General features: G+C 66.5%; 22 protein-coding genes. 13 read left to right on the top strand and 9 right to left on the bottom strand.

Annotated features, from left to right (window positions below; genetic code table 11):
• Positions 1 to 77 precede the first annotated feature (77 nt).
• Positions 78 to 572 carry a flavin reductase family protein gene (locus tag B4A39_RS05220; RefSeq protein WP_292034064.1) on the top strand — a complete coding sequence of 165 codons (495 nt, stop codon included), beginning with the start codon at positions 78 to 80 and terminating at the stop codon, positions 570 to 572.
• 6 nt (positions 573 to 578) lie between these two features.
• Here B4A39_RS05220 and hemB read toward each other — a convergent pair whose 3' ends face one another.
• Positions 579 to 1,583: a porphobilinogen synthase gene (gene hemB, locus B4A39_RS05215; protein ID WP_292034062.1), complete on the bottom strand. Its 1,005-nt coding sequence runs from the start codon at positions 1,581 to 1,583 to the stop codon at positions 579 to 581.
• Between the two features lie 256 nt (positions 1,584 to 1,839).
• On the opposite strand from hemB, the gene B4A39_RS05210 reads away from it, so the two are divergent.
• The 8 genes from B4A39_RS05210 (at position 1,840) to B4A39_RS05175 (ending at position 9,173) form a co-directional block, all read left to right on the top strand.
• Positions 1,840 to 2,976 (top strand): isobutyryl-CoA dehydrogenase, encoded by a 1,137-nt coding sequence (locus tag B4A39_RS05210; RefSeq protein ID WP_292034060.1) that lies wholly within the window; start codon positions 1,840 to 1,842, stop codon positions 2,974 to 2,976.
• Positions 2,973 to 4,019 carry an enoyl-CoA hydratase/isomerase family protein gene (locus B4A39_RS05205; RefSeq protein ID WP_292034059.1) on the top strand — a complete coding sequence of 349 codons (1,047 nt, stop codon included), beginning with the start codon at positions 2,973 to 2,975 and terminating at the stop codon, positions 4,017 to 4,019. Before B4A39_RS05210 ends, B4A39_RS05205 begins: the two co-directional genes overlap by 4 nt.
• Before the next feature lie 60 nt (positions 4,020 to 4,079).
• Positions 4,080 to 5,450 carry a class II 3-deoxy-7-phosphoheptulonate synthase gene (locus B4A39_RS05200; RefSeq protein WP_292034055.1) on the top strand — a complete coding sequence of 457 codons (1,371 nt, stop codon included), beginning with the start codon at positions 4,080 to 4,082 and terminating at the stop codon, positions 5,448 to 5,450.
• Entirely contained in the window at positions 5,447 to 6,019 is a 573-nt protein-coding gene (locus B4A39_RS05195) for a prephenate dehydratase domain-containing protein (RefSeq protein ID WP_292034052.1), read from the top strand. Before B4A39_RS05200 ends, B4A39_RS05195 begins: the two co-directional genes overlap by 4 nt.
• A gap of 351 nt (positions 6,020 to 6,370) precedes the next feature.
• On the top strand, positions 6,371 to 7,084 hold the full coding sequence (locus tag B4A39_RS05190; protein WP_292034050.1) for a chorismate mutase: 714 nt from the start codon (positions 6,371 to 6,373) through the stop codon (positions 7,082 to 7,084).
• 69 nt (positions 7,085 to 7,153) lie between these two features.
• Positions 7,154 to 7,792, top strand: a complete 639-nt coding sequence (locus B4A39_RS05185; protein ID WP_292034046.1) for an SPOR domain-containing protein — start codon at positions 7,154 to 7,156, stop codon at positions 7,790 to 7,792.
• A gap of 96 nt (positions 7,793 to 7,888) precedes the next feature.
• Entirely contained in the window at positions 7,889 to 8,737 is an 849-nt protein-coding gene (locus B4A39_RS05180; RefSeq protein ID WP_292034043.1) for a division plane positioning ATPase MipZ, read from the top strand.
• 7 nt (positions 8,738 to 8,744) lie between these two features.
• A complete protein-coding gene (locus B4A39_RS05175; protein ID WP_292034041.1) occupies positions 8,745 to 9,173 on the top strand; it encodes a molecular chaperone DnaJ in 429 nt (142 codons plus the stop codon).
• A 142-nt stretch (positions 9,174 to 9,315) separates the two neighbouring features.
• Here B4A39_RS05175 and parE read toward each other — a convergent pair whose 3' ends face one another.
• Both parE and B4A39_RS05165 read right to left on the bottom strand, forming a co-directional pair.
• A complete protein-coding gene (gene parE / locus B4A39_RS05170) occupies positions 9,316 to 11,403 on the bottom strand; it encodes a DNA topoisomerase IV subunit B (protein WP_292034039.1) in 2,088 nt (695 codons plus the stop codon).
• A 108-nt stretch (positions 11,404 to 11,511) separates the two neighbouring features.
• Positions 11,512 to 13,851: an ATP-dependent helicase gene (locus B4A39_RS05165; protein WP_292034036.1), complete on the bottom strand. Its 2,340-nt coding sequence runs from the start codon at positions 13,849 to 13,851 to the stop codon at positions 11,512 to 11,514.
• A 149-nt stretch (positions 13,852 to 14,000) separates the two neighbouring features.
• Here B4A39_RS05165 and B4A39_RS05160 point away from each other — a divergent pair, with 149 nt between their 5' ends.
• Together B4A39_RS05160 and B4A39_RS05155 are read left to right on the top strand one after the other, a co-directional pair.
• Complete coding sequence (locus B4A39_RS05160; RefSeq protein WP_292034034.1) at positions 14,001 to 14,186, top strand: hypothetical protein; 186 nt, start codon at positions 14,001 to 14,003, stop codon at positions 14,184 to 14,186.
• A 12-nt stretch (positions 14,187 to 14,198) separates the two neighbouring features.
• Positions 14,199 to 14,498, top strand: coding sequence for a hypothetical protein (locus B4A39_RS05155; RefSeq protein WP_292034031.1), 300 nt, complete (start codon positions 14,199 to 14,201; stop codon positions 14,496 to 14,498).
• 4 nt (positions 14,499 to 14,502) lie between these two features.
• Here the strand turns inward: B4A39_RS05155 and B4A39_RS05150 are convergent, their stop codons facing one another.
• Genes B4A39_RS05150 through B4A39_RS05140 form a run of 3 tightly spaced genes read right to left on the bottom strand, consistent with a single transcriptional unit; the run spans position 14,503 to position 15,868 of the window.
• Positions 14,503 to 15,222 (bottom strand): SIMPL domain-containing protein, encoded by a 720-nt coding sequence (locus tag B4A39_RS05150; RefSeq protein ID WP_292034028.1) that lies wholly within the window; start codon positions 15,220 to 15,222, stop codon positions 14,503 to 14,505.
• Positions 15,219 to 15,455, bottom strand: coding sequence for a ribbon-helix-helix domain-containing protein (locus B4A39_RS05145; RefSeq protein WP_292034025.1), 237 nt, complete (start codon positions 15,453 to 15,455; stop codon positions 15,219 to 15,221). The genes B4A39_RS05150 and B4A39_RS05145 overlap by 4 nt, the downstream gene beginning before the upstream one ends.
• 2 nt (positions 15,456 to 15,457) lie before the next feature.
• Positions 15,458 to 15,868: a YbaY family lipoprotein gene (locus tag B4A39_RS05140; protein WP_292034023.1), complete on the bottom strand. Its 411-nt coding sequence runs from the start codon at positions 15,866 to 15,868 to the stop codon at positions 15,458 to 15,460.
• A gap of 138 nt (positions 15,869 to 16,006) precedes the next feature.
• Between B4A39_RS05140 and B4A39_RS05135 the strand changes: the two genes are divergently transcribed.
• Positions 16,007 to 16,939: a DMT family transporter gene (locus tag B4A39_RS05135; protein ID WP_292034020.1), complete on the top strand. Its 933-nt coding sequence runs from the start codon at positions 16,007 to 16,009 to the stop codon at positions 16,937 to 16,939.
• On the opposite strand, the gene B4A39_RS05130 is transcribed toward B4A39_RS05135, so the two are convergent.
• Together B4A39_RS05130 and B4A39_RS05125 are read right to left on the bottom strand one after the other, a co-directional pair.
• The gene (locus B4A39_RS05130; RefSeq protein ID WP_292034016.1) at positions 16,936 to 17,121 is read right to left on the bottom strand and encodes a DUF4169 family protein; all 186 of its coding nucleotides are present in this window, start codon (positions 17,119 to 17,121) and stop codon (positions 16,936 to 16,938) included. The two genes, B4A39_RS05135 and B4A39_RS05130, sit on opposite strands and share 4 nt — an antisense overlap.
• Complete coding sequence (locus B4A39_RS05125; protein ID WP_292034014.1) at positions 17,121 to 17,714, bottom strand: glutathione S-transferase family protein; 594 nt, start codon at positions 17,712 to 17,714, stop codon at positions 17,121 to 17,123. Before B4A39_RS05125 ends, B4A39_RS05130 begins: the two co-directional genes overlap by 1 nt.
• 90 nt (positions 17,715 to 17,804) lie before the next feature.
• Here B4A39_RS05125 and B4A39_RS05120 point away from each other — a divergent pair, with 90 nt between their 5' ends.
• A complete protein-coding gene (locus B4A39_RS05120; RefSeq protein WP_292034011.1) occupies positions 17,805 to 18,038 on the top strand; it encodes a DUF2171 domain-containing protein in 234 nt (77 codons plus the stop codon).
• Positions 18,039 to 18,124: 86 nt separating this feature from the next.
• On the opposite strand, the gene fumC is transcribed toward B4A39_RS05120, so the two are convergent.
• Positions 18,125 to 19,516, bottom strand: a complete 1,392-nt coding sequence (gene fumC / locus B4A39_RS05115) for a class II fumarate hydratase (protein WP_292034010.1) — start codon at positions 19,514 to 19,516, stop codon at positions 18,125 to 18,127.
• Positions 19,517 to 19,568 lie beyond the last annotated feature (52 nt).

Here is a 19,568-nt window from a genome sequence, read left to right as displayed (position 1 = left end):
GAAGCGGTTGCGGTACGGGCGTTTTGGGTTGCGATCTTGCCGCGCAGCGACCCACGGCTTAGGTCAGGCCTGTGACCATGACTTCCTCCTCTTCTGAATTCGACGCCAAGGCCTACCGCAGGGCGCTGGGCGGCTTCGCCACGGGCGTCTGCGTGGTGACGGCGCACACCGACGAGGGGCCGCTGGGTATCACGGTCAACAGCTTCACCTCGGTGTCGCTGGATCCGCCGCTGGTGCTGTGGTGCATGGACATCAAGTCGGATCGTCATGACGCCTTCGCTGGGGCTGAGCGCTTCGCCGTGCATATGCTGCCGGTCGAGGATCAGGCCATGTCGGACCGCTTCGCCTGGGGGGTCTGCACCCTGTCTGACGACGAGTTCGAGGTCGGCAACCCGGCGCCGCCACGTCTGCGCAACGCTGTGACGCGCCTGGATTGCACGACCCATGATCGCATCCTGATGGGGGATCACCTTGTCATCGTTGGTCGGGTGTCCGCCTTCGAGACTCATCCCGGCGACGCCCTGACCTATTTCCGCGGCAAGTACGGACAGGCCGTCGATCCGACGGCCTGAGCCGGATCAGGCCCCCAGAAGCCGGGCCGCCTTGGGCGCGAAGTAGGTGAGGACGCCGGAGGCGCCGGCGCGTTTGAAGGCGTGCAGGCTTTCCAGGATGGCGCGGTCTTCCTCCAGCCAGCCGTTGGCGATGGAGGCCTGCATCATCGCGTACTCGCCGGACACCTGATAGGCGAAGGTCGGGATCTTGAAGGTGTCCGAGACCAGCTTGACGATGTCGAGATAGGGCAGGCCCGGCTTGACGATCAGGGCGTCGGCGCCCTCGGAAATGTCCATCGCCACCTCGCGCAGCGCCTCGTCGGCGTTGGCATAGTCCATCTGATAGGTCTTCTTGTCGCCGGTCAGGGATTTCGACGAACCCACGGCATCGCGATAGGGGCCGTAGAAGGCCGAGGCGTATTTGGCGGCGTAGCTGATGATCAGGGTGTCGGGCAGGGCGTTGGCTTCCAGCGCCTCGCGGATGGCCTGGACGCGACCGTCCATCATGTCGGACGGCGCCACGGCGTCGGCGCCGGCGTGGGCGTGGATGAAGGCCTGTTCCACCAGGCGTTCGATGCTGGCGTCGTTGACGATGCGGCCGTCCTCCATGACGCCGTCGTGGCCGTGGTCAGTGTAGCAGTCGAGGGCCACGTCGGTCATGACGCCGATCTCGGGCGCGGCGTCCTTGATGGCCTTGATGCAGTCGGGGATCAGGCCGTCCGGGTCGCTGGCGGCGGTTCCGATGCTGTCCTTGATGGCTCCGTCCACGTTGGGGAAGAGGGCGATCATGGGGATGCCCAGATCACGCGCCTCCACGGCGGCCTTGGCGGCCTCCCTAGGCGACAGGCGGAAGACGCCAGGCATGGAAGCGACCGGAACGCGGTCCTCGGCCCCGTCATGGACGATGATCGGCCAGATCAGGTCCGCAGGCGTCAGGGTCGTCTCGGCGACCAGGCGGCGCACCCAGGGCTGCGAGCGCAGGCGACGCGGGCGGGCGTAGGGGAAGGCGGCGGGCTGGAACGGCAGGGTCATGCAGGGCTCATAGTCCGGTAGGCGGGGCAGGGAAACGGCCTTGGCGGTCGCATATCGGACCTTGGCCGCGAAAAAACAGAGTCCAATTCGTCTGAATAGTCTGAAATCGGCGCGCTGCCCCGAGGTGACGAAGGCAGTATGGCGGTTCGCTGCGTCATGAGCGGTCATGGGGCGCAGCGGGGTGACGTTTTGCGCGCGCTTGGATAGAAGCGGGCATGAACGCCCCGTCAGAGGGCCAGAGTCGGGAGTATAGATCATGGACTTCGCCCTCAACGACGACCAACGCGCCATTCAGGACGCGGCGCGGGCCTTTGCCGACGCCGAACTGGCGCCGCATTCGGCCCAGTGGGACGAGGACAAGCATTTCCCGGTCGAAGTCATGAAGACGGCGGCCGAGATGGGCTTCTGCGGCATCTATACCGGCGAAGAACATGGCGGCATGGCCCTGGGCCGCGTCGAGGCCGCGGTGATCTTTGAGGAGTTGTCGCGCGGGGACGTGGCGACGGCGGCCTTCATCTCGATCCACAACATGGCGACGTGGATGATCGACAAGTTCGGCTCGGCGGATCTGCGGTCGCGCTACGTGCCGTCGCTGACGACAATGGACAAGATCGCCAGCTATTGCCTGACGGAGCCGGGCTCTGGGTCGGATGCGGCGGCGTTGCGGACCACGGCGGTGCGCGACGGCGATCATTTCGTGCTGAACGGGTCCAAGGCCTTCATTTCGGGCGCGGGCACGTCAGACGTCTATGTCGTCATGGTGCGCACGGGCGGCGAAGGGGCCAAGGGCGTCAGCGCAGTCGTGGTCGAGGCAGGAACGCCCGGCCTGTCGTTCGGCGCGCAAGAAAAGAAGATGGGCTGGAACGCCCAGCCGACCGCCGTGGTCAGCTTTGACGACTGCCGTATTCCGGTCGCCAACCTGTTGGGCGAAGAGGGGGCAGGCTTCAAATACGCCATGGCCGGTCTGGACGGCGGGCGTCTGAACATCGCCGCGTGCTCGCTGGGCGGGGCGCGGCTGGCGCTGGAGACGGCCCAGGAATACGTGACTACCCGCAAGCAGTTCGGTCAGGCCATCGGCCAGTTTCAGGCGCTGCAGTTCCGTCTGGCCGACATGGCGACAGACCTGGAGGCGGCGCGTCTGATGGTGCTGCGAGGGGCCTGGGCCATCGACAACGACCACCCTGAAAAGACCAAGTGGTGCGCCATGGCCAAGCGCCTGGCCACCGACGCCTGTTTCCAGATCGCCGACGAGGCGCTGCAACTGCACGGCGGCTACGGCTATCTGAAGGACTATCCGCTGGAACGGATCGTGCGCGACCTGCGGGTGCACCGCATTCTGGAAGGCACCAACGAGATCATGCGCGTGATCATTGCGCGGGAACTGGCGCGATGAGCGAAGCTGAAGTCATCACCCGCATCGAAAGCGGCGTCGGCCGCATCACCCTGAACCGGCCCAAGGCGATTCATGCGCTGAACCGGGCCATGTGCGAGGCGATGATCGAGGCGTTGCTGGCCTGGCGCGAGGATGGCGCGGTGAAGTCGGTGCTGATCGACCATGCAGGCGAGCGCGGCTTCTGCGCCGGGGGCGACATCCGCATGATCGCCGAGAGCGGGGCAGGGGATGCGTCGGAAGCCAAGGCGTTTTTCAAGACCGAGTATCAGCTGAACCATCTGATGTTCGAATACCCCAAGCTGATCACGGCCATTGTCGACGGCATCGTCATGGGCGGCGGCGTGGGCATCAGCGAACCGGCGGATGTGCGTATCGCCACTGAGCGCACCACCTACGCCATGCCTGAGACGGGCATCGGCCTGTTCCCCGATGTGGGCGGGGGCTGGTTCCTGCCGCGTCTGCCGGGGCAGACGGGCGTCTGGCTGGCGCTGACGGGCGCGCGGCTGAAGGCGGCGGATACGGTGGCGCTGGGCATTCATACTCATTTCGCGCCGAGCGAGAGCGTTGAGACGCTGAAGGCTGAGCTGCTGGCCCATCCGGCTGATCCGAAGGGTGTGGCGGATCGTCTGGCGGGCGACGCCGGCCCGGCGCCGCTGGACGCGCACCGCGAGGCCATCGACCGGCTGTTCGCTTTTGATACGGTCGAAGAAATCTTCGCCGCGCTCGAGACAGACGGATCGGACTGGGCGCAGAAGCAACTCGACATCCTGAAGACCAAGTCGCCGCAGTCGCTGAAGGTGTCGCTGCGCCAGATCCGCACCGGCGCGACGCTGTCGTCCTTCGCCGACAACATGGGAATGGAGTATGCGCTCGGCGGTCGGGTGGTGCAGACCCACGACTTCCAGGAAGGCGTTCGCGCCGTCATCGTCGACAAGGACAATGCGCCGAAGTGGTCGCCCGCCGATCTGTCGGGCGTCAGCGACGCGAGCCTGGACGCCCTGTTCGCGCCCCTGCCCGCCGACGAGGCCTGGTCGCCGCTCTGAAAAGGTCGCTGCGGCGCAACATTTGTTGTTCCGAAGCCCTGACAGGACTATCTAGGCGGCATGAGTAAGCGCTGGACCCCTGAATCCTGGAGAAACAAGCCCGTCGTGCATATGCCGACGGACTATCCTGACATGGCCGAGCTGGCCCGTGTCGAAGACGAGCTGCGGGCCATGCCGCCCCTGGTGTTTGCCGGCGAAGCCCGCAAACTGACCCAGCATCTCGCACAGGTGGAGGCGGGCGACGCCTTCCTCCTCCAAGGGGGCGACTGCGCCGAGAGCTTCAAGGAGTTCTCGACCGACAACATTCGCGACACCTTCCGTCTGATCCTGCAGATGGCGGTGGTCCTGACCTTCGCCGGTCGCAAACCGGTGGTGAAGGTCGGCCGCATCGCCGGTCAGTTCGCCAAGCCGCGCTCGTCGCCGCTGGAAGAGATCGGCGGCGTCGAGCTGCCGTCCTATCGCGGCGACATCATCAACGGCATGGGCTTCACCGCTGAAGAGCGGGTGCCCGATCCACAGCGCCTGATCCGCGCCTACAACCAGTCAGCCTCGACGCTGAACCTTCTGCGGGCCTTCGCCGGCGGCGGCTATGCCGACCTGTACAACATCCATCGCTGGACGCTGGGCTTCGCCGACAACGGCGCGGGCGCAGCCTATCGCGAGCTGGCCGACAAGATCACCGAGGCCCTGGCCTTCATGGAAGCGGTCGGCGTCACGCCCGAGACCCATCCTGACCTGTCGCGCGTCGAGGTCTTCACCAGTCACGAAGCCCTGCTGCTGAATGTCGAGAGCGCCCTGACGCGTTTGGAAGGCTCGTCGGGCGAATGGTTCGACACCTCGGCCCACATGCTGTGGATCGGCGAGCGCACGCGTCAGCTGGACGGCGCCCACATCGAGTTCATGCGTGGCATTTCGAACCCGATCGGCGTCAAGTGCGGACCGACCATGACGGCGGAAGACATCCTGCCGCTGATCGACGCCTTGAACCCGAACAATATCCCGGGACGCCTGACCCTGATCGGCCGCTTCGGTCACGACAAGGTCGGCGATCGCCTGCCGGCCCTGATGCGGGCGGTGAAGGCCGAGGGTAAGCGCGTCATCTGGTCGATCGATCCGATGCACGGCAATACACTGAAGGCCGCCAACGGCTACAAGACCCGGCCGTTTGACCGCGTCATGGGCGAGGTCCGCACCTTCATCGACGTGGCGGAGGCCGAGGGCGTCCACCCCGGCGGCGTTCATCTGGAGATGACCGGTCAGAACGTCACCGAATGCCTGGGCGGCGCCCAGCCGGTGACCGAGGACGATCTGTCGAGCCGTTATCACACCCACTGCGATCCGCGCCTGAACGCGGATCAGGCGCTGGAGCTGGCCTTCCTGGTCGCAGAGCGCCTCAAGGCCGGGCGTCAGGCCCGCGCCGAGGCCGCGTGACCACGACGGTCGAAGACGATCGGCCGGGCCGCGTCGCCTATCAGGGCGCGCCCGGCGCCTTCAGCCATGAAGCCTGCCTCGACCTGCGTCCGTGGGACGAGGCGGTTGGCTTCGAAACCTTCCAGGGGGCCATCCAGGCCCTGCTGTCCGGCGACTGCCAGTCGGCCCTGATCCCTGTCGAGAACTCGACGATTGGCGTAGTCGAACCGGCAGCCACCCTGGTGCGCGAGGCGGGTCTGACGGTGGTCAGCGAAGCCTGGCGGCCGATCCGTCTGGCCCTGCTGGGACTGCCAGACGCCCGCCTGTCGGACATCCGGACGGCGGAAAGCCACCCGGTCGCCCTGCAGCAATGCTCCCGAGCGCTGGGCGAGATGAAGATCGCGGCGATCGAGGTCTTCGACACCGGCGGAGCCGCCGCCGCCGTGGCCGAGGCTGAGGATCCGACGCGGGCCGCCGTGGCTCCAGCCCGCGCAGCCGAGGTCTATGGCCTGTCGGTTCTGCGCAACGATCTGCAGGATTTCAGCGACAACCGGACGCGATTTGTCCTCTTCACCGCTCCTGAAGGTTGACGGCGCACAAAGTTTGCGTCTTTAAGGTCTGATCGGATCGACCCTGATCCTGAAACCGGACCGGATTCATGTCCTCGCTGCGCGCACAAATGACCCTTGAAACCACCACGCGCGCGGTGGCCGGCTTTTATTTTGGCTACGGCTATTACGGCTTTCGATACGCCGGCTGAGGCGTCGGGCTTCTAACCAACCCTGACAGTCTCGCTGGCGACCGCTTCTCCCGAGCGGCCTCTGCACGCGTCCCTGCCTGATGTTCGGCGGACGCGATCTCCCCATCGAAATCCATGCCGAAAGCCCAATCCCATGCCGCAATCCAATCTCCAGCAAGTCTGGCCCGCTGACCAAGCTGAAATGAGCCCCGAGCAGAAGGCGCTGGCCGCCCTGCGCGCCGAGATCGACAGCCTGGACGATCAGATCCTTGAACTGTTCGAGCGCCGTCTGGCCGTCGCCGCCCAGGTGGGCAAGGCCAAGGACGCGCCGACCGGCCCTCACACCAAGCTGCGCCCTGACCGCGAACAGGCTGTCCAGGCCCGCGTCCTGAAGCAGTGCGAACCCGAGAACCGCGAGGCGGTCGAGCACCTGTGGCGCGAGATCGTCGGCTGGGGTCTGGCCCGTCAGGGGCGTCTGCAGGTTCATGTCTGGGCGCCGATCGATCCGGCCAAGGCGGTGGACGGCGCCCGTCTGCGCTTCGGCGCCGCCGCGGACATCAAGCTGGTCCGCGATCCCCAGGCCGCGCTGGCCCACGCGGCCGAGGGGCACGGCGTGGCGGTGCTGTCGATCAACACCGACGACGCCTGGTGGATGGGCCTGCGTCGCGAGTGGTCGATGTTGAGCGTGTTCGACGGCTACGGCGGCGACACCCCGACCTCGCTCGCCGTCGGCAAGATCGATCCTCCGGCCCTGCCGACGGGGCGTCGCGTGGTGGTGACGGTAGGCGGCGACGCCGGCGACGGTTCGGGCGCGCGCCGCTGGGGCCTGAACACCAACCACGGCTGGACCCTGGCCCTGACCGACGCCGACGTGGCGCCGGGCGATGTTGAAGGCTGCGTCGGCGCCATTGGCTGATGAAAGAGTGAACAGGCGTTAAGCCTGTTCCTCAACCCTGTCTCAAAAGACTGGGTTCAGCATGCTGGTATGAACGCTTCCGTCATCCTGCGGTTCGGATCGGTCGGCGCCCTGGCGGCGCTGCTGGCCGGATGCGGCATGGCGGAGGCCGATCCCCATCGGTTTGAAGGCGTGGCCAAGACGATCGCGGCGATTCCCGTATCGGCCAAGCCAGAGCCTGCGAGAGAAGCGTCGGGGCCGCGCAATGCTCAAGAGGCGGGTTTGCGTCCTCTGAAGGTGGAGCTTTTGACCCCGCATCAGCTATGGGACGCCCGCGATGGGCTGAGCGCCAAGGCTGTGACGGCTCTGCCAGCCCTTCCGCCGGTGTTCCATGATCCCGAAGCCCCGCCTGAGGTTCAGGTCGCACAAGCGACCGCCGAAAAACGAACGCGGGCCGACGCTGTGGTCGTGCCTCCTTCAGCCGTTCTGATCCAGTTGGGCGCCTATGCCAGCCAGGCCTCGGCCCAGGCGGCGTGGGAGCGACTGGGGCAGGCGAGTGCAGGCCTGAGTCCCGTGTTTGAGCCGGTCGAGGTCGAAGGTCGGCGTCTGATCCGGCTGAAGGTTCGTACCGGTTCTGGCCAGGCCAGGGCGCTGTGCCAGCGTGTGGCGGCGTCCGACCCTTGGTGCGTTCGGGCCGCAGAGGCGGCGTCGTCCACAGGCGCGGCTTAAGGTTTCGTTGACGACTGACGCCCTTGGCCCGATCTAGGGCGTCTGGGATGGGAAGCGAACGCATGAGTCGCGCCCGTCGAAACATCGGGACTCATCATGGCGCAGCCTCAGGTCATCGTCATCGGCAATGAAAAGGGCGGGGCCGGCAAGTCCACCCTGGCCATCCACATCGTCACCGGCCTGCTGCACGCGGGCAAGAAGGTCGCCATCATCGATCTGGACCTGCGCCAGCGGTCGATGGAGCGCTTCTTCTCGAACCGTGCGGCGTGGACGGCGGCCAACGGCCATGACCTGCCGCTGCCGATCGTGCCGGACATGGGCGACGGCAAGGCGCTGGCTAAAGCTGATGAAGCCGAACAACTGGCGAAGTTCGAGGCCGCCTATGCAGAGGCGCAGGCAGTCGCTGACGTCATCCTGATCGATACCCCGGGCGGCGACACCGCCCTGTCGCGCGCCGCGCATGGCCGTGCCGACCAGATCGTCACGCCGATGAACGACAGCTTCGTCGATTTCGACCTGCTGGGTGAGGTCGATCCGGTGACGCTGGAGCTGAAAAAGCCCTCCATCTATTCCGAGAGCGTCTGGGAAGCGCGTAAGCACCGCGCCATCACCGAAGGGCGTCAGGTGACGATCGACTGGATCGTGGTCACCAACCGTCTGGCTGTGGCCGAGGCGCGCAACCGTCGCCGTCTGGAAGAGCGGATGAAAAAGCTGGCCAAGCGCGTCGGCTTCCGCGTCGGACCGGGTCTGCGCGACCGGGTCATCTATCGCGAGCTGTTTCCGTTCGGCCTGACGGTCGCCGACCTGTCGAACGACATCCGCCCCGTGTCGGTGTCGCTGGCTCACGTGGCCGCGCGTCAGGAGATGCGCAATCTGATGCAGGCCATGGGTCTGGACGACGTGGCGGGGGGAACGCTGACGCCGCTGGACGCAGCGGCGGCCTGATCGTCGCATGGGCCTGATCTGGCTGGCGCTGGCCGCCGTGGCGGTCTGGGCGCTGGTCCGGCTGGGCCGGCAGACCGAACGCGCCCGGCGCGGCCATTGGCGCATTTCCGCGACCATCCTCAGCACGGCCCTGTTCGCGGGAGCGGTTCTGGCCGCTTCGCGCGGCGTCTGGCTCGCGGCTGTCGGCATGGCGGGGGCGGGACTGTGGCTGGCGGTGCAGTCGCGGGTTCGGCCCGTAGCCCCGCGAGCGCCGGTCACCGAACGCCTGACGGATGCTGAGGCGCGGGCGATCCTGGGCGTGTCCATGGATGCGACATCGCAAGAGGTGCAGGCCGCCTGGCGCCGTTTGATGGCGCGGGCCCATCCCGATCAGGGGGGCACCGAAGGCTTGGCTGCGCGTGTGAATGCCGCGCGGGACCGACTGCTGAAGGGGTAAAGCCCCAGTGCTGTCGTTTCGAGGCTGCGTAGCTGAGCCCGGACCCCAGGCTTGTCATCCAAACTGAACGCTGGGGGGCTTGAAGCCGCCGCCTGGGTCCCGGATCGGACTTGCAGACCGTCCGGGATGACGGATGCCTGGGCTAAACGTCCAGATCGGCCACGGCGAAGCGGGCGTTGTCCTGGATGAACTGGTAGCGAGCCTCGGCCTTGCGGCCCATCAGGCGTTCGACCAGATCCTCGATCTCTTCCTCGCTGTCGGGCAGGGAGACGCGCGCCAGGGTCCGCTTCTTCGGATCCATGGTGGTCTCCTTCAGCTGGGAGGCCATCATCTCGCCCAGGCCCTTGAAACGCCCGATCTCGACCTTCTTGCCCTTGAAGACGGTGGCCAGCAGCTCGTCGCGGTGGGCGTCGTCGCGGGCGTATTCCGACAGGGGGCCGGCCGAGATGCGATAGAGCGGCGGCAGGGCCATGAAGAGGCGGCCCTGGCGGATCGTCTCAGGCATGGAGCGATAGAAGAAGGTGATCAGCAGGGCCGCGATGTGGGCGCCGTCCACGTCGGCGTCGGTCATGATGACGATGCGCTCGTAGCGCAGGTCTTCGATGTTGAAGCGGTTGCCCGGCTGGACGCCCAGGGCCAAGGCCAGGTCGGACAATTCGACGTTGGCCCGCAGCTTGTCGGCGGTCGCGGAGGCCACGTTCAGGATCTTGCCGCGCAGGGGCAGGATGGCCTGGGTGGTGCGGTCGCGCGCTTGTTTGGCCGAGCCGCCGGCCGAGTCGCCTTCGACGATGAAGAGTTCGGTGCCTTCTGCGGCCTGGCGTGAGCAGTCCGACAGCTTGCCGGGCAGGCGAAGCTTGCGGGTAGCGGCGGCGCGCTGGACTTCCTTGTCCTTGCGGCGGCGCAGACGGTCCTCGGCGCGGTCGATGACGAAGCCGAGCAGGGCGTTGGCCTGCTTGGGGCTTTCGGTCAGCCAGTGATCGAAGGGGTCGCGCAGCAGTTGTTCCGCCAGTTTCTGGCCCTCGGGCGAGGACAGGCGGTCCTTGGTCTGGCCCTGGAATTCCGGGTTGCGGATGAAGATCGAGATCAGGGCCCCGGCGTTGGCGATGACGTCTTCGGCGGTGATCTGGGCGGCGCGCTTCTCGTTGGTCAGTTCGCCATAGGACTTGAGCCCCTTGACCAGAGCGGCGCGGAAGCCGGCCTCGTGCGTGCCGCCATCAGGCGTCGAGACCGTGTTGCAGTAGGAACCGATGAAGCTGTCGGCGTCGCCGAAGCCGATGGGCGACCAGGTGACGGCCCATTCCAGTGCGCCCGCCTCGCCCTTGCGCTCGGCGCGGCCGGCGAAGACGGGGGTGACGGTTTCCAGTTCGCCCACGCGCTCGGCCAAGGCGTCGGCCAGACCGCCTGGGAAGTGCAGGGTGGCCTCAGCCGGGGTGGCGTCGGTGATGCGTTCCGGGGCGCAGGTCCATTTGATCTCGACGCCGCGGAACAGATAGGCCTTGGCGCGGGCCATGCGGTAGAGGCGGGCGGGCTTGAAGGCGGCGCCGACGCCGAAGATCTGCTCATCCGGGTGGAAGCGGATCAGGGTGCCCTTCTTCTTCGAGGGGCCGACCTGCTGGATGGGGCCGAGAACATGCCCCCGGCTGAAGGATTGACGCCATTCGAAGCCGTCGCGCCAGACGGTGACGTTCAGATGGTCCGACAGGGCGTTGACCACCGAGACGCCGACGCCGTGCAGGCCGCCCGACGTCTCATAGGCCTTGCCCGAAAACTTGCCGCCCGAGTGCAGCACGGTCATGACAACTTCCAGCGCCGACTTGCCGGGATGCTTGGGGTGGGGATCGACCGGAATGCCGCGTCCGTCGTCGCGGACCGACAGGAAGCCGTCGGCGTCCAGGTCGACGGTGATCAGCTTGGCGTGGCGGGCGACAGCCTCGTCCATGGCGTTGTCGAGGACTTCGGCGAACAGGTGGTGCAGGGCGCGCTCGTCGGTGCCGCCGATATACATGCCGGGGCGCTTGCGGACGGGCTCCAGCCCTTCCAGCACTTCGATCGAGGAGGCGGAATAGCCAGTGGCGGCGGCGGTCGCCGTGCTGGCGTGGGTGGCAAGCTCGACCTTGGGCTCGTGCACCACCGGGGCGGCGGGGGCCACCGCCACAGGCGCGGGCGCTTTTTCAGCCGCGCTCGGTTGGGTCGGTTCAGCGTCGTCGAGCGTCGAGAAGAGGTCAGCCATTTACACAGTCTGGGGCGATTCGGAGTTCGGTCTGGTAGGCTCCGCGCCTGCGAGACGCAAGCTGGAGAGGGCGGCGAGCGGGAAGTTGTGGAGAAGCGGCCGCGCCGCTCACGCCCGCTCCACGAAGGTGTCGATGACTTTCTTCTCTCCGGCCTTTTCGAAAGCAACGATCAGCTTGTTGCCCTCCACCGCGCGGACGGCGCCGTAGCCGAACTTCTGGTGGAAGACGCGGTCGCCGCGTGACCAGCCGGACCCTGTCTTGGGGTCTGCGGTGGCGATCAGGCGGCCTTCGCCCTCGATCACGGCGCGGCGCGCATAGGCGGGCTTGGGGGTCTGGGTCGCGGTGAAGCTCTGGGCGCGCTTCCAGCCGGGGCTGGAGTAGCCGGCGCCGAAGGAGGGGGCGTCGTCCCAGCGGCTCTTGGCCTCCTTCATGCCGCTCGAAGCGCCGTAGTAGCCGGTGTCGGACTGCGGATCGACGTGGGCGAGGGGCAGTTCGTCGACAAAGCGGCTGGGCAATTGCGTGGTCCAGCGGCCATAGACCAGACGGTTGGCGGCGAAGCTGATGCGGGCGTCCTGCTTGGCGCGGGTGACGCCGACGTAGGCGAGGCGGCGTTCCTCCTCCAGGCCCTTAACGCCCTTCTCGTCGATGCTGCGCTGTGAGGGGAAGACGCCTTCCTCCCAACCCGGCAGGAAGACCAACGGGAACTCCAGCCCCTTGGCCCCGTGCAAAGTCATGATCTGCACCGCGCCACTCTCGGATTCAGGCGCGGCGCGATCGAGGTCCATGACCAGGGAGACGTGCTCAAGGTAGCCTTGCAGGGTCTCGAAGGCCTGCATGGCCTGGGTCAGTTCCTTGAGGTTGTCGAGACGCGTCTGGCCGCTGGTGCGATCGGCCTTCTGCATGTCGGTGTAGCCGCTCTCGTCCAGCAGGGTCTCGGTCACCTGCCAGTGGGGCGTGCCCATGGTCGCCAGATCGCGCCAGCGGTCGAGGTCGCGCACGAAGTTGGCCAGGGGCGTGCGGGTGCGCGCCTGAAGCTCGTCCGTGGTGATCAGATGGCGCACCGCCTGCATGGCCGAGACGCCGTTCTCGCGGGCGATGTGCAGGATCTTCTGCACGCTGGTGTCGCCGATGCCGCGCTTGGGCACGTTGACGATCCGCTCGAAGGCCAGATCGTCGTCCTCGGACTGGATCAGGCGGAGATAGGCGTGGGCGTCGCGGATTTCGGCGCGCTCGAAGAAGCGCGGACCGCCGATGACCTGATAGGGGACGGCCAGCATGACGAAGCGTTCTTCAAAGGCCCGCATCTGGAAGGAGGCGCGGACCAGGACCGCCATGTCCCTGTACTTCATGCCCTGCTTGCGGGCCGTCTCGATCTCGTCGGCGATCAGGCGGGCTTCGGCCTCTCCGTCCCAGACACCGCGCACGCGAACCTTGTCGCCGCTGTCGTCCTCGGTCCACAGGGTCTTGCCCAGACGGTCCTGATTGGTGGCGATCAGGGCCGAGGCGGCGCCCAGGATATGCTTGGTCGAGCGGTAGTTGCGTTCCAGCTTGACGATTTTGGCGCCGGGGAAGTCGCGCTCGAACCGCAGGATGTTGTCCACCTCGGCCCCGCGCCAGCCGTAGATCGACTGATCGTCGTCGCCGACGCAGCAGACGTTGCCGGTCGAGGAGGTCAGCAGACGCAGCCACAGATACTGGGCGACGTTGGTGTCCTGATACTCGTCAACCAGGATGTAGCGGAAGCGGTTGCGATATTCTGCAGCCAGATCAGCGTGTTGCGACAGGATGGTGAGGTTGTGCAGCAACAGGTCGCCAAAGTCGCAGGCGTTCAGCGTGGCCAGGCGTTTCTGATAGGCGGCGTAGAGGGCGTGGCCCTTGCCATTGGCGAAGTCCTCGCCCGGCGGCAGCTTGTCGGGGGTCCAGCCGCGGTTCTTCCAGTGGTCGATCAGGTGGGCCAGCGACTTGGGCGTGTGCTTCTTGGTGTCGATGTTGGCCGCTTCCAACAGCTGTTTCAGCAGCCGCTCCTGATCATCGGTGTCGAGGATGGTGAAGCTGGACTTCAGCCCGACCAGTTCGGCGTGACGGCGGAGAATCTGGGCGGCGACGGAGTGGAAGGTGCCGAGCCAGCGCAGGCCCTCGGCCGACGGGCCGATCAGATGAGTGATGCGCTCGCGCATCTCGCGCGCGGCCTTGTTGGTGAAGGTGACGACCAGCAGTTCCCATGGCCTGGCCCGGCCCGTAGCCAGGATATGGGCCAGACGGGTGGTCAGGACGCGGGTCTTGCCTGTGCCGGCGCCGGCCAGGACCAGGACCGGACCCTCGGTCGTCTCGACCGCCAACCGCTGCTCTGGATTCAGACCGGACAGGTAGTCGCCAACGCCGGCGGCGCCGTCGGGCGACTGGGCGCGGGCGAGGTCGGAAATGCGGGGGGCGGGCAGGTCGGTCACAGGATAAGCGGCTCACGCAAGGCGGATTCGAAGGAGAACATAAGCAGCACAGAGGCCAAAGTCAGGCCCCGATGCGATAATGACCAATGGGAACCGCCAAGCCTGACCTCCGTTCTTTCGCCCTCAGGGGAAGGAATGGAAGGGAAATCATGGCTGAGAGTTCAAGCGGAGGCGGAAACGCCGGACTGGCCTTTATCGTCGGCGGCCTGGTGGTCGTGGTGGCGGTGCTGGCCTGGTTCCTGCTGGGCCGAGGCGGCGTGCCTGAAACGAAGAATGTCGATGTCGAGGTGAAGTTGCCCGAGGTTTCGGCGCCCGCCGCGCCGGGCAATCCGTGAGGAGACGCTGATATGACCGATCCCAATATCCCGCCGCCTGAGCGAGTGGTGCATCAGACGACGATTAACACTGCGCCAGCGCGGAAGAGCGGAGGTGGAGCCTTGGCCTTTATCGTCGGCGGCCTGATCGTCGCCGTCGCCGTCATCGGCTGGTTCGTTTACTCTGGCGGGCAACCGCCTGCTGCGCCCCAGGCGCCCGAGGTCAACCTGGACATCAACGTCCCCGCGCCAAAGTTGCCGGAAGCACCGCGCCTGCCGGATGCGCCGCGTCCGGCCGAGCCGCCGACCGTGACGGCGCCGGCCGAGGGCTGAGCGACTACTTCAGGCGATAGCTGATGGTGGTCACCACGCGGACCTTCTTGTTCAGCGAGGTGGCTTCGTCGCCGGCTCCATCCCGAGGCAGGATTTCAAAAGAGCCCTGACCTGCCGACTTGATGGGGCCGAGCGGCGCCCCCGAATCCTTGGCGAACTGGACTGCGCCGGTGCGGGCGGCGGCGGTGGCCTCGGCGATCATGGCGGGGCGCACGTCGTTCAGCCTGGTGAATATGTAGGACGGCCCCTGGAAGTCCTGCAGCACCACGCCCTGACGCACCAGATCGTTCAGGTTGCGGGTGGTGGTCTGGACCCGGTCCACGTCATTGGTCCGCACGATCACTGTCTGGGTCAGGATGAAGCGAGGGCCGCCGGTCTGGCTGGCGTATTCGCGCGAGCGGGTGTCGGCGACGCCGAGTTGACCCAGATCGACCGAGGTGTCCGGGTAGCCCTGGGCCTTGAGGAACTGGCGCACGATGGCCAGGTCCCCGTCGATGCGGGCCTGAACCTCGGACAGGACCTCGCCCGAGGCCGTAAAGCGGATCGGCAGGACGGCCAGATCCGCCTTCACGTCCTTTTCAGCCAGGCCGCGCACGGTGACAGAGCGATCGCCGGCGCGGGCGTTTACGACGCCCTGACCGATCAGGGCGCCGGCGCCGATCAGACCGACGGCGAGAAGACCGCCGATCACGACCGCAGGGATCAGGCGGTTGTCGGTCGTCATGGCTCTGTTCCTGCAAAGCTGCGGTCGCCGCCGGTCCACTGGAGAGCCAGGACGCGACAGGCAGAGGCGAGAGGGCGGCGGCCGCGCCAGGCGTCGATGCGGATCAACAAGGCGGCGCGGCCGAGGTTCAATTCAGCCCCGATGGCGTCCAGAACGGCCCAGAATTCCGGTTCCAGCGCTACCGAAGTGGCGTGACCGGACAGGAGGACGGAACGCTTGGCGAGGCTGCTCACGGTTAGCGGACGCCGACCATCATGATGTCGACCTTGTTCGCCGCGCCGTTGGTCAGGACCGAGTGGCGGGTATCCGTGGTGAAGCGCAGGGCGCCGGCGGGATCGCGGATCTCAGCGCGCACGGCATAGGTGTGGCGCTGGTCGATCTGGCTGTTCGGCACCGAGAGGGTAACGGAGTAGGGCGGGCCGCGACCCTCCAGCGGCTGGCGGCTTTCGGCCAGAACGCGCGCGGGGGCGTCCATCAGGCTGACGTCCTCCACCTTGACCGTCAGGACATGGCCCGGCGGGAGCATGATGCGTTCGCGATAGGCGGCGGTGACTTCGACCGACGTCGTTTCAGCCTCTGGCCCGCCTACGCTGGAGCAGGCGGCGACCACCAGGGCGAGCGGGGCGATCAGCGGAAGGAAGCGCATGATGAAAGATCCTGTGAGAAGGCGAGCTTAGCAGAACGCATCAGCGTCACATAAGGCTGCAAGACGTGAGGCGCGGCGCGTGTGATCGGGTGCTAACGGAGGAGCCGAACTTCTTCCCGAGTCGTCGAGAGCCCCGCAATGTCCGATCCCGTGGCCCAGCCTGCGAAACCGCTGATGTCGCCCGCCCATCTGGCGCTCGGCGGCATCGGCGTCTGCGCATTGATCTGGGGCACGACCTGGTACGCCATCACCTTCCAGTTGGGAGCGGTCGACCCGGTGGTGTCGGTGGTGATGCGTTTCGCCATCGCGGCAGCCGTTCTGGCTCTGGTGGTCAAGGCGACGGGGGGGCGACTGGCCATGACGCGACCGCAGCACCTGATGGCCATGGGGCAGGGCCTGTTCTCGTTCGCGATCAGCTACGCCTTTGTCTACGCCTCGGAAGAGAAGATCGCCTCGGCCGTGGTGGCGGTGATCTTTGCGGCCCTGGCCTTCCTCAACCTGATCCTGTTCCGCGTCGCCTCGAAGCAGAAGGCGGCGCCGGCGGCCTGGCTGGGGGCCGGAATGGGGGTGATCGGCGTGGCCGTCCTGTCGGGCGGCGAGGTGCTGGGGGCCGGATTGGGCCTGCACGCCGTCGAGGGAGTGACGTACGCCGTTATCGCCGTCGTGGCCTCGGCCTTCGGCAACTGGTTCGCCTGGAAGGGACAGCAGGCGGGAGCTCAGGTCCTGCCGGGCACAGCCTGGGCCATGGCCTATGGCACGGGTGCGCTGGCGCTGTATGGGCTGGCGACGGGGGTGTCGTGGTCGGTGGCGTGGAGCCCGGCCTATGTCATCTCGCTGTTGTACCTGTCGCTGTTCGGCTCGGTGATCGCATTCGGCCTGTATTTCACCATTGCGCGGGCCAGGGGGTATGCGCTGGCCAGTTATATCTCTGCCCTGACGCCCCCGATCGCCATGCTGGTGTCGGTGCTGTTTGAGGGCGCGCGGTTCGGCGTGATCGCCTTCCTCGGGCTGGCCTTGGTGCTGGCGGGGCAGTTGTTCCTGATCCGCGCGCCGAAGCGGTCGGCGGCCTAGGTCTCAGGCTCATCCAGCTTGTGGCCGTCAAGGCGGGCCGCCTCCCTGTCGCGCTCCTTCTGCGTCGACTGACTCTCTGACCTGGTGCGGCCGAACGTCAGGCGGTTGGCGTCGGCGGTGCGTTTGGCTTCGGCCTTGTCGCGGGCCTTGCGCGCCTTGTTCAGGTTGATGACCTCGCCCATCAGACGTGGCCCTCTGGGCTATCCTTGGCCCAGGCGCGCTTGAGGGCGGGGCGGCCGCCGATACGCTGGACATAGGAATCATAGGGCTCGCCCGGCGGCATGGCGCCCCGGAACCATTGCAGCAGGCTGCCGAACAGGATGTCGAGGGCCGAGAACTCGCCCAGGATATAGCCGCCGTCCTTGATGGCCGCGCGCCAGCGTTGGTCAAGGGCGGCGTAGCCTCCCTTCTTCAGGGCGTTCCAGCTATCGGGTGGTCCGGAGGTCAGAACGCTCTCCAGCACATTGTTGTAGAGGCCCAGCCACGACAGGTACTCGGCCCGACGCGGATCGTCCGGGCCGGGCGCCATTTTCGCCTCGGGATAGCGGTCGGTCAGGAAGAGGAAGATCAGCACCGACTCGATCAGCAACTGACCATCGACGCTCACGGACGGCGCCTGCTTCAGCGGATGCGGATTGCTGGGGTCGGCGTGGCCGTGACCGCCCTGTCGCTCGATCTCGACGTAGTGGATGTCGTACTTCGCTCCCAGCTCTTCCAGTAGCCAGAGCAGACGCGTGGACCGGGACTGGGGGGCGTGATGAATGGTCAGCGACATCGTGAACTCCCTGGACGGGCGATTTTGATGGACCCGAAAGCGTCGTGGTTCGTTGTCTCCATCACCCGCAAACAGCAATGGAGATCAGCGATGATAAACGCCTCGACGATCAAGGAACACCTCGAAGTCGTGGGTTCGGACGGCGGACACGTCGGCCGGGTCGACCATGTGATGGGTGACCAGATCGAACTGGCCAAGTTCGACATGGGCGCAGGACTGAAGCACCACATGATCCCGGTCAGCTGGGTGGATCATGTCGATGAACACGTTCATCTGAACCTGACCAAGGACGAAGCCAAGGCGCGCTGGACCGAGAAGCACTAGGCCGCAGCCCGTCGCACGAAGCGACAAACAGAAACGGCGGCGAGAGCGCTCTCGCCGCCGTTCTTGTTCTAGCGTGTCACCACGAGTCAGCCCGGCGAGATCATCTTTTCAGGGCGGACAGCTTCGTCGAACTCGGCGTCGGTCAGATAGCCGCCGCCGACAGCTTCCTGGCGCAGGGTGGTGCCGTTCTTGTGAGCGGTCTTGGCGATCTTGGCGCAGGCGTCGTAGCCCAGCTTGCCGTTCAGGGCCGTGACCAGCATCAGCGAGTTGTTCAGGCCGCGCTCGATGTTGTCCTCACGCGCTTCGATGCCGACGACGCAGTTGTCGGTGAAGCTGATGGCCGCGTCGGCGACCAGACGGACCGACTGTAGGAAGTTGTAGGCCATGACAGGGTTATAGACGTTCAGCTCGAAGTGACCTTGGGAGCCGGCGAACGACAGGGCCGCGTTGTTGCCGAACACCTGGGCGCAAACCTGGGTCAGGGCTTCGCACTGGGTCGGGTTGACCTTCCCTGGCATGATCGACGAGCCCGGCTCGTTTTCCGGCAGGGCCAGTTCGCCCAGACCCGAACGCGGGCCGGAACCGAGGAAGCGGATGTCGTTGGCGATCTTGAACAGCGAGGCGGCGACCGTGTTGATCGCGCCATGGCTGAAGACCATGGCGTCGTGGGCGGCCAGGGCCTCGAACTTGTTCGGAGCCGTGGTGAAGGCCAGGCCGGTGATGCCGGCGATCTGCTCGGCGACTTTTTCAGCGAAGCCGACGGGGGCGTTCAGGCCGGTGCCGACGGCGGTGCCGCCCTGGGCCAGTTCCATTAGCTTGGGCAGGGTCTGCTCGATGCGCTCGATGCCGTTGGCGACCTGTTGCGCGTAGCCGCCGAACTCCTGACCCAGGGTCAGAGGCGTGGCGTCCTGGGTGTGGGTGCGGCCGATCTTGATGATGTGGGCCCAGGCCTTGGACTTGGCGTCCAGGGCGGCGTGCAGGTGCTTCAGCGCGGGCAGCAGGTCGTTGACCACCTGCTCGGCGCAGGCGACGTGCATGGCCGTCGGATAGGTGTCGTTCGACGACTGGCTCATGTTGACGTGGTCGTTGGGGTGGACCGGCTTCTTGGAGCCCATCTCGCCGCCCAGCATCTCGATGGCGCGGTTCGAGATCACCTCGTTGGCGTTCATGTTCGACTGGGTGCCCGAACCCGTCTGCCAGACGACCAGCGGGAAGTGGTCGTTCAGCTTGCCCTCAATCACTTCATTGGCGGCGGCGATGATGGCCTCGGCCAGCTTGGGGTCCAGCTTGCCCAGGTCGCGGTTGGTTTCGGCCGCGGCGCGCTTGACTATGCCGAGCGCACGCACGACCGGCAGGGGCATCTTTTCCCAGCCGATCTTGAAGTTGCCGAGCGAACGCTGGGCTTGCGCTCCCCAATAGCGGTCCGAAGCGACCTCGATGGGGCCGAAGGTGTCGGTTTCTGTGCGGAAGCTGGTCATCGCAGGCTCGTTCTCAGACGTGGCGGGAAGATGCGGGGCGGTGTAGCACGCA

The organism is Brevundimonas sp. UBA4553, from assembly GCF_002387245.1.
GTDB lineage: Bacteria > Pseudomonadota > Alphaproteobacteria > Caulobacterales > Caulobacteraceae > Brevundimonas.
This window is presented reverse-complemented; position numbering and strand designations above follow the sequence as displayed.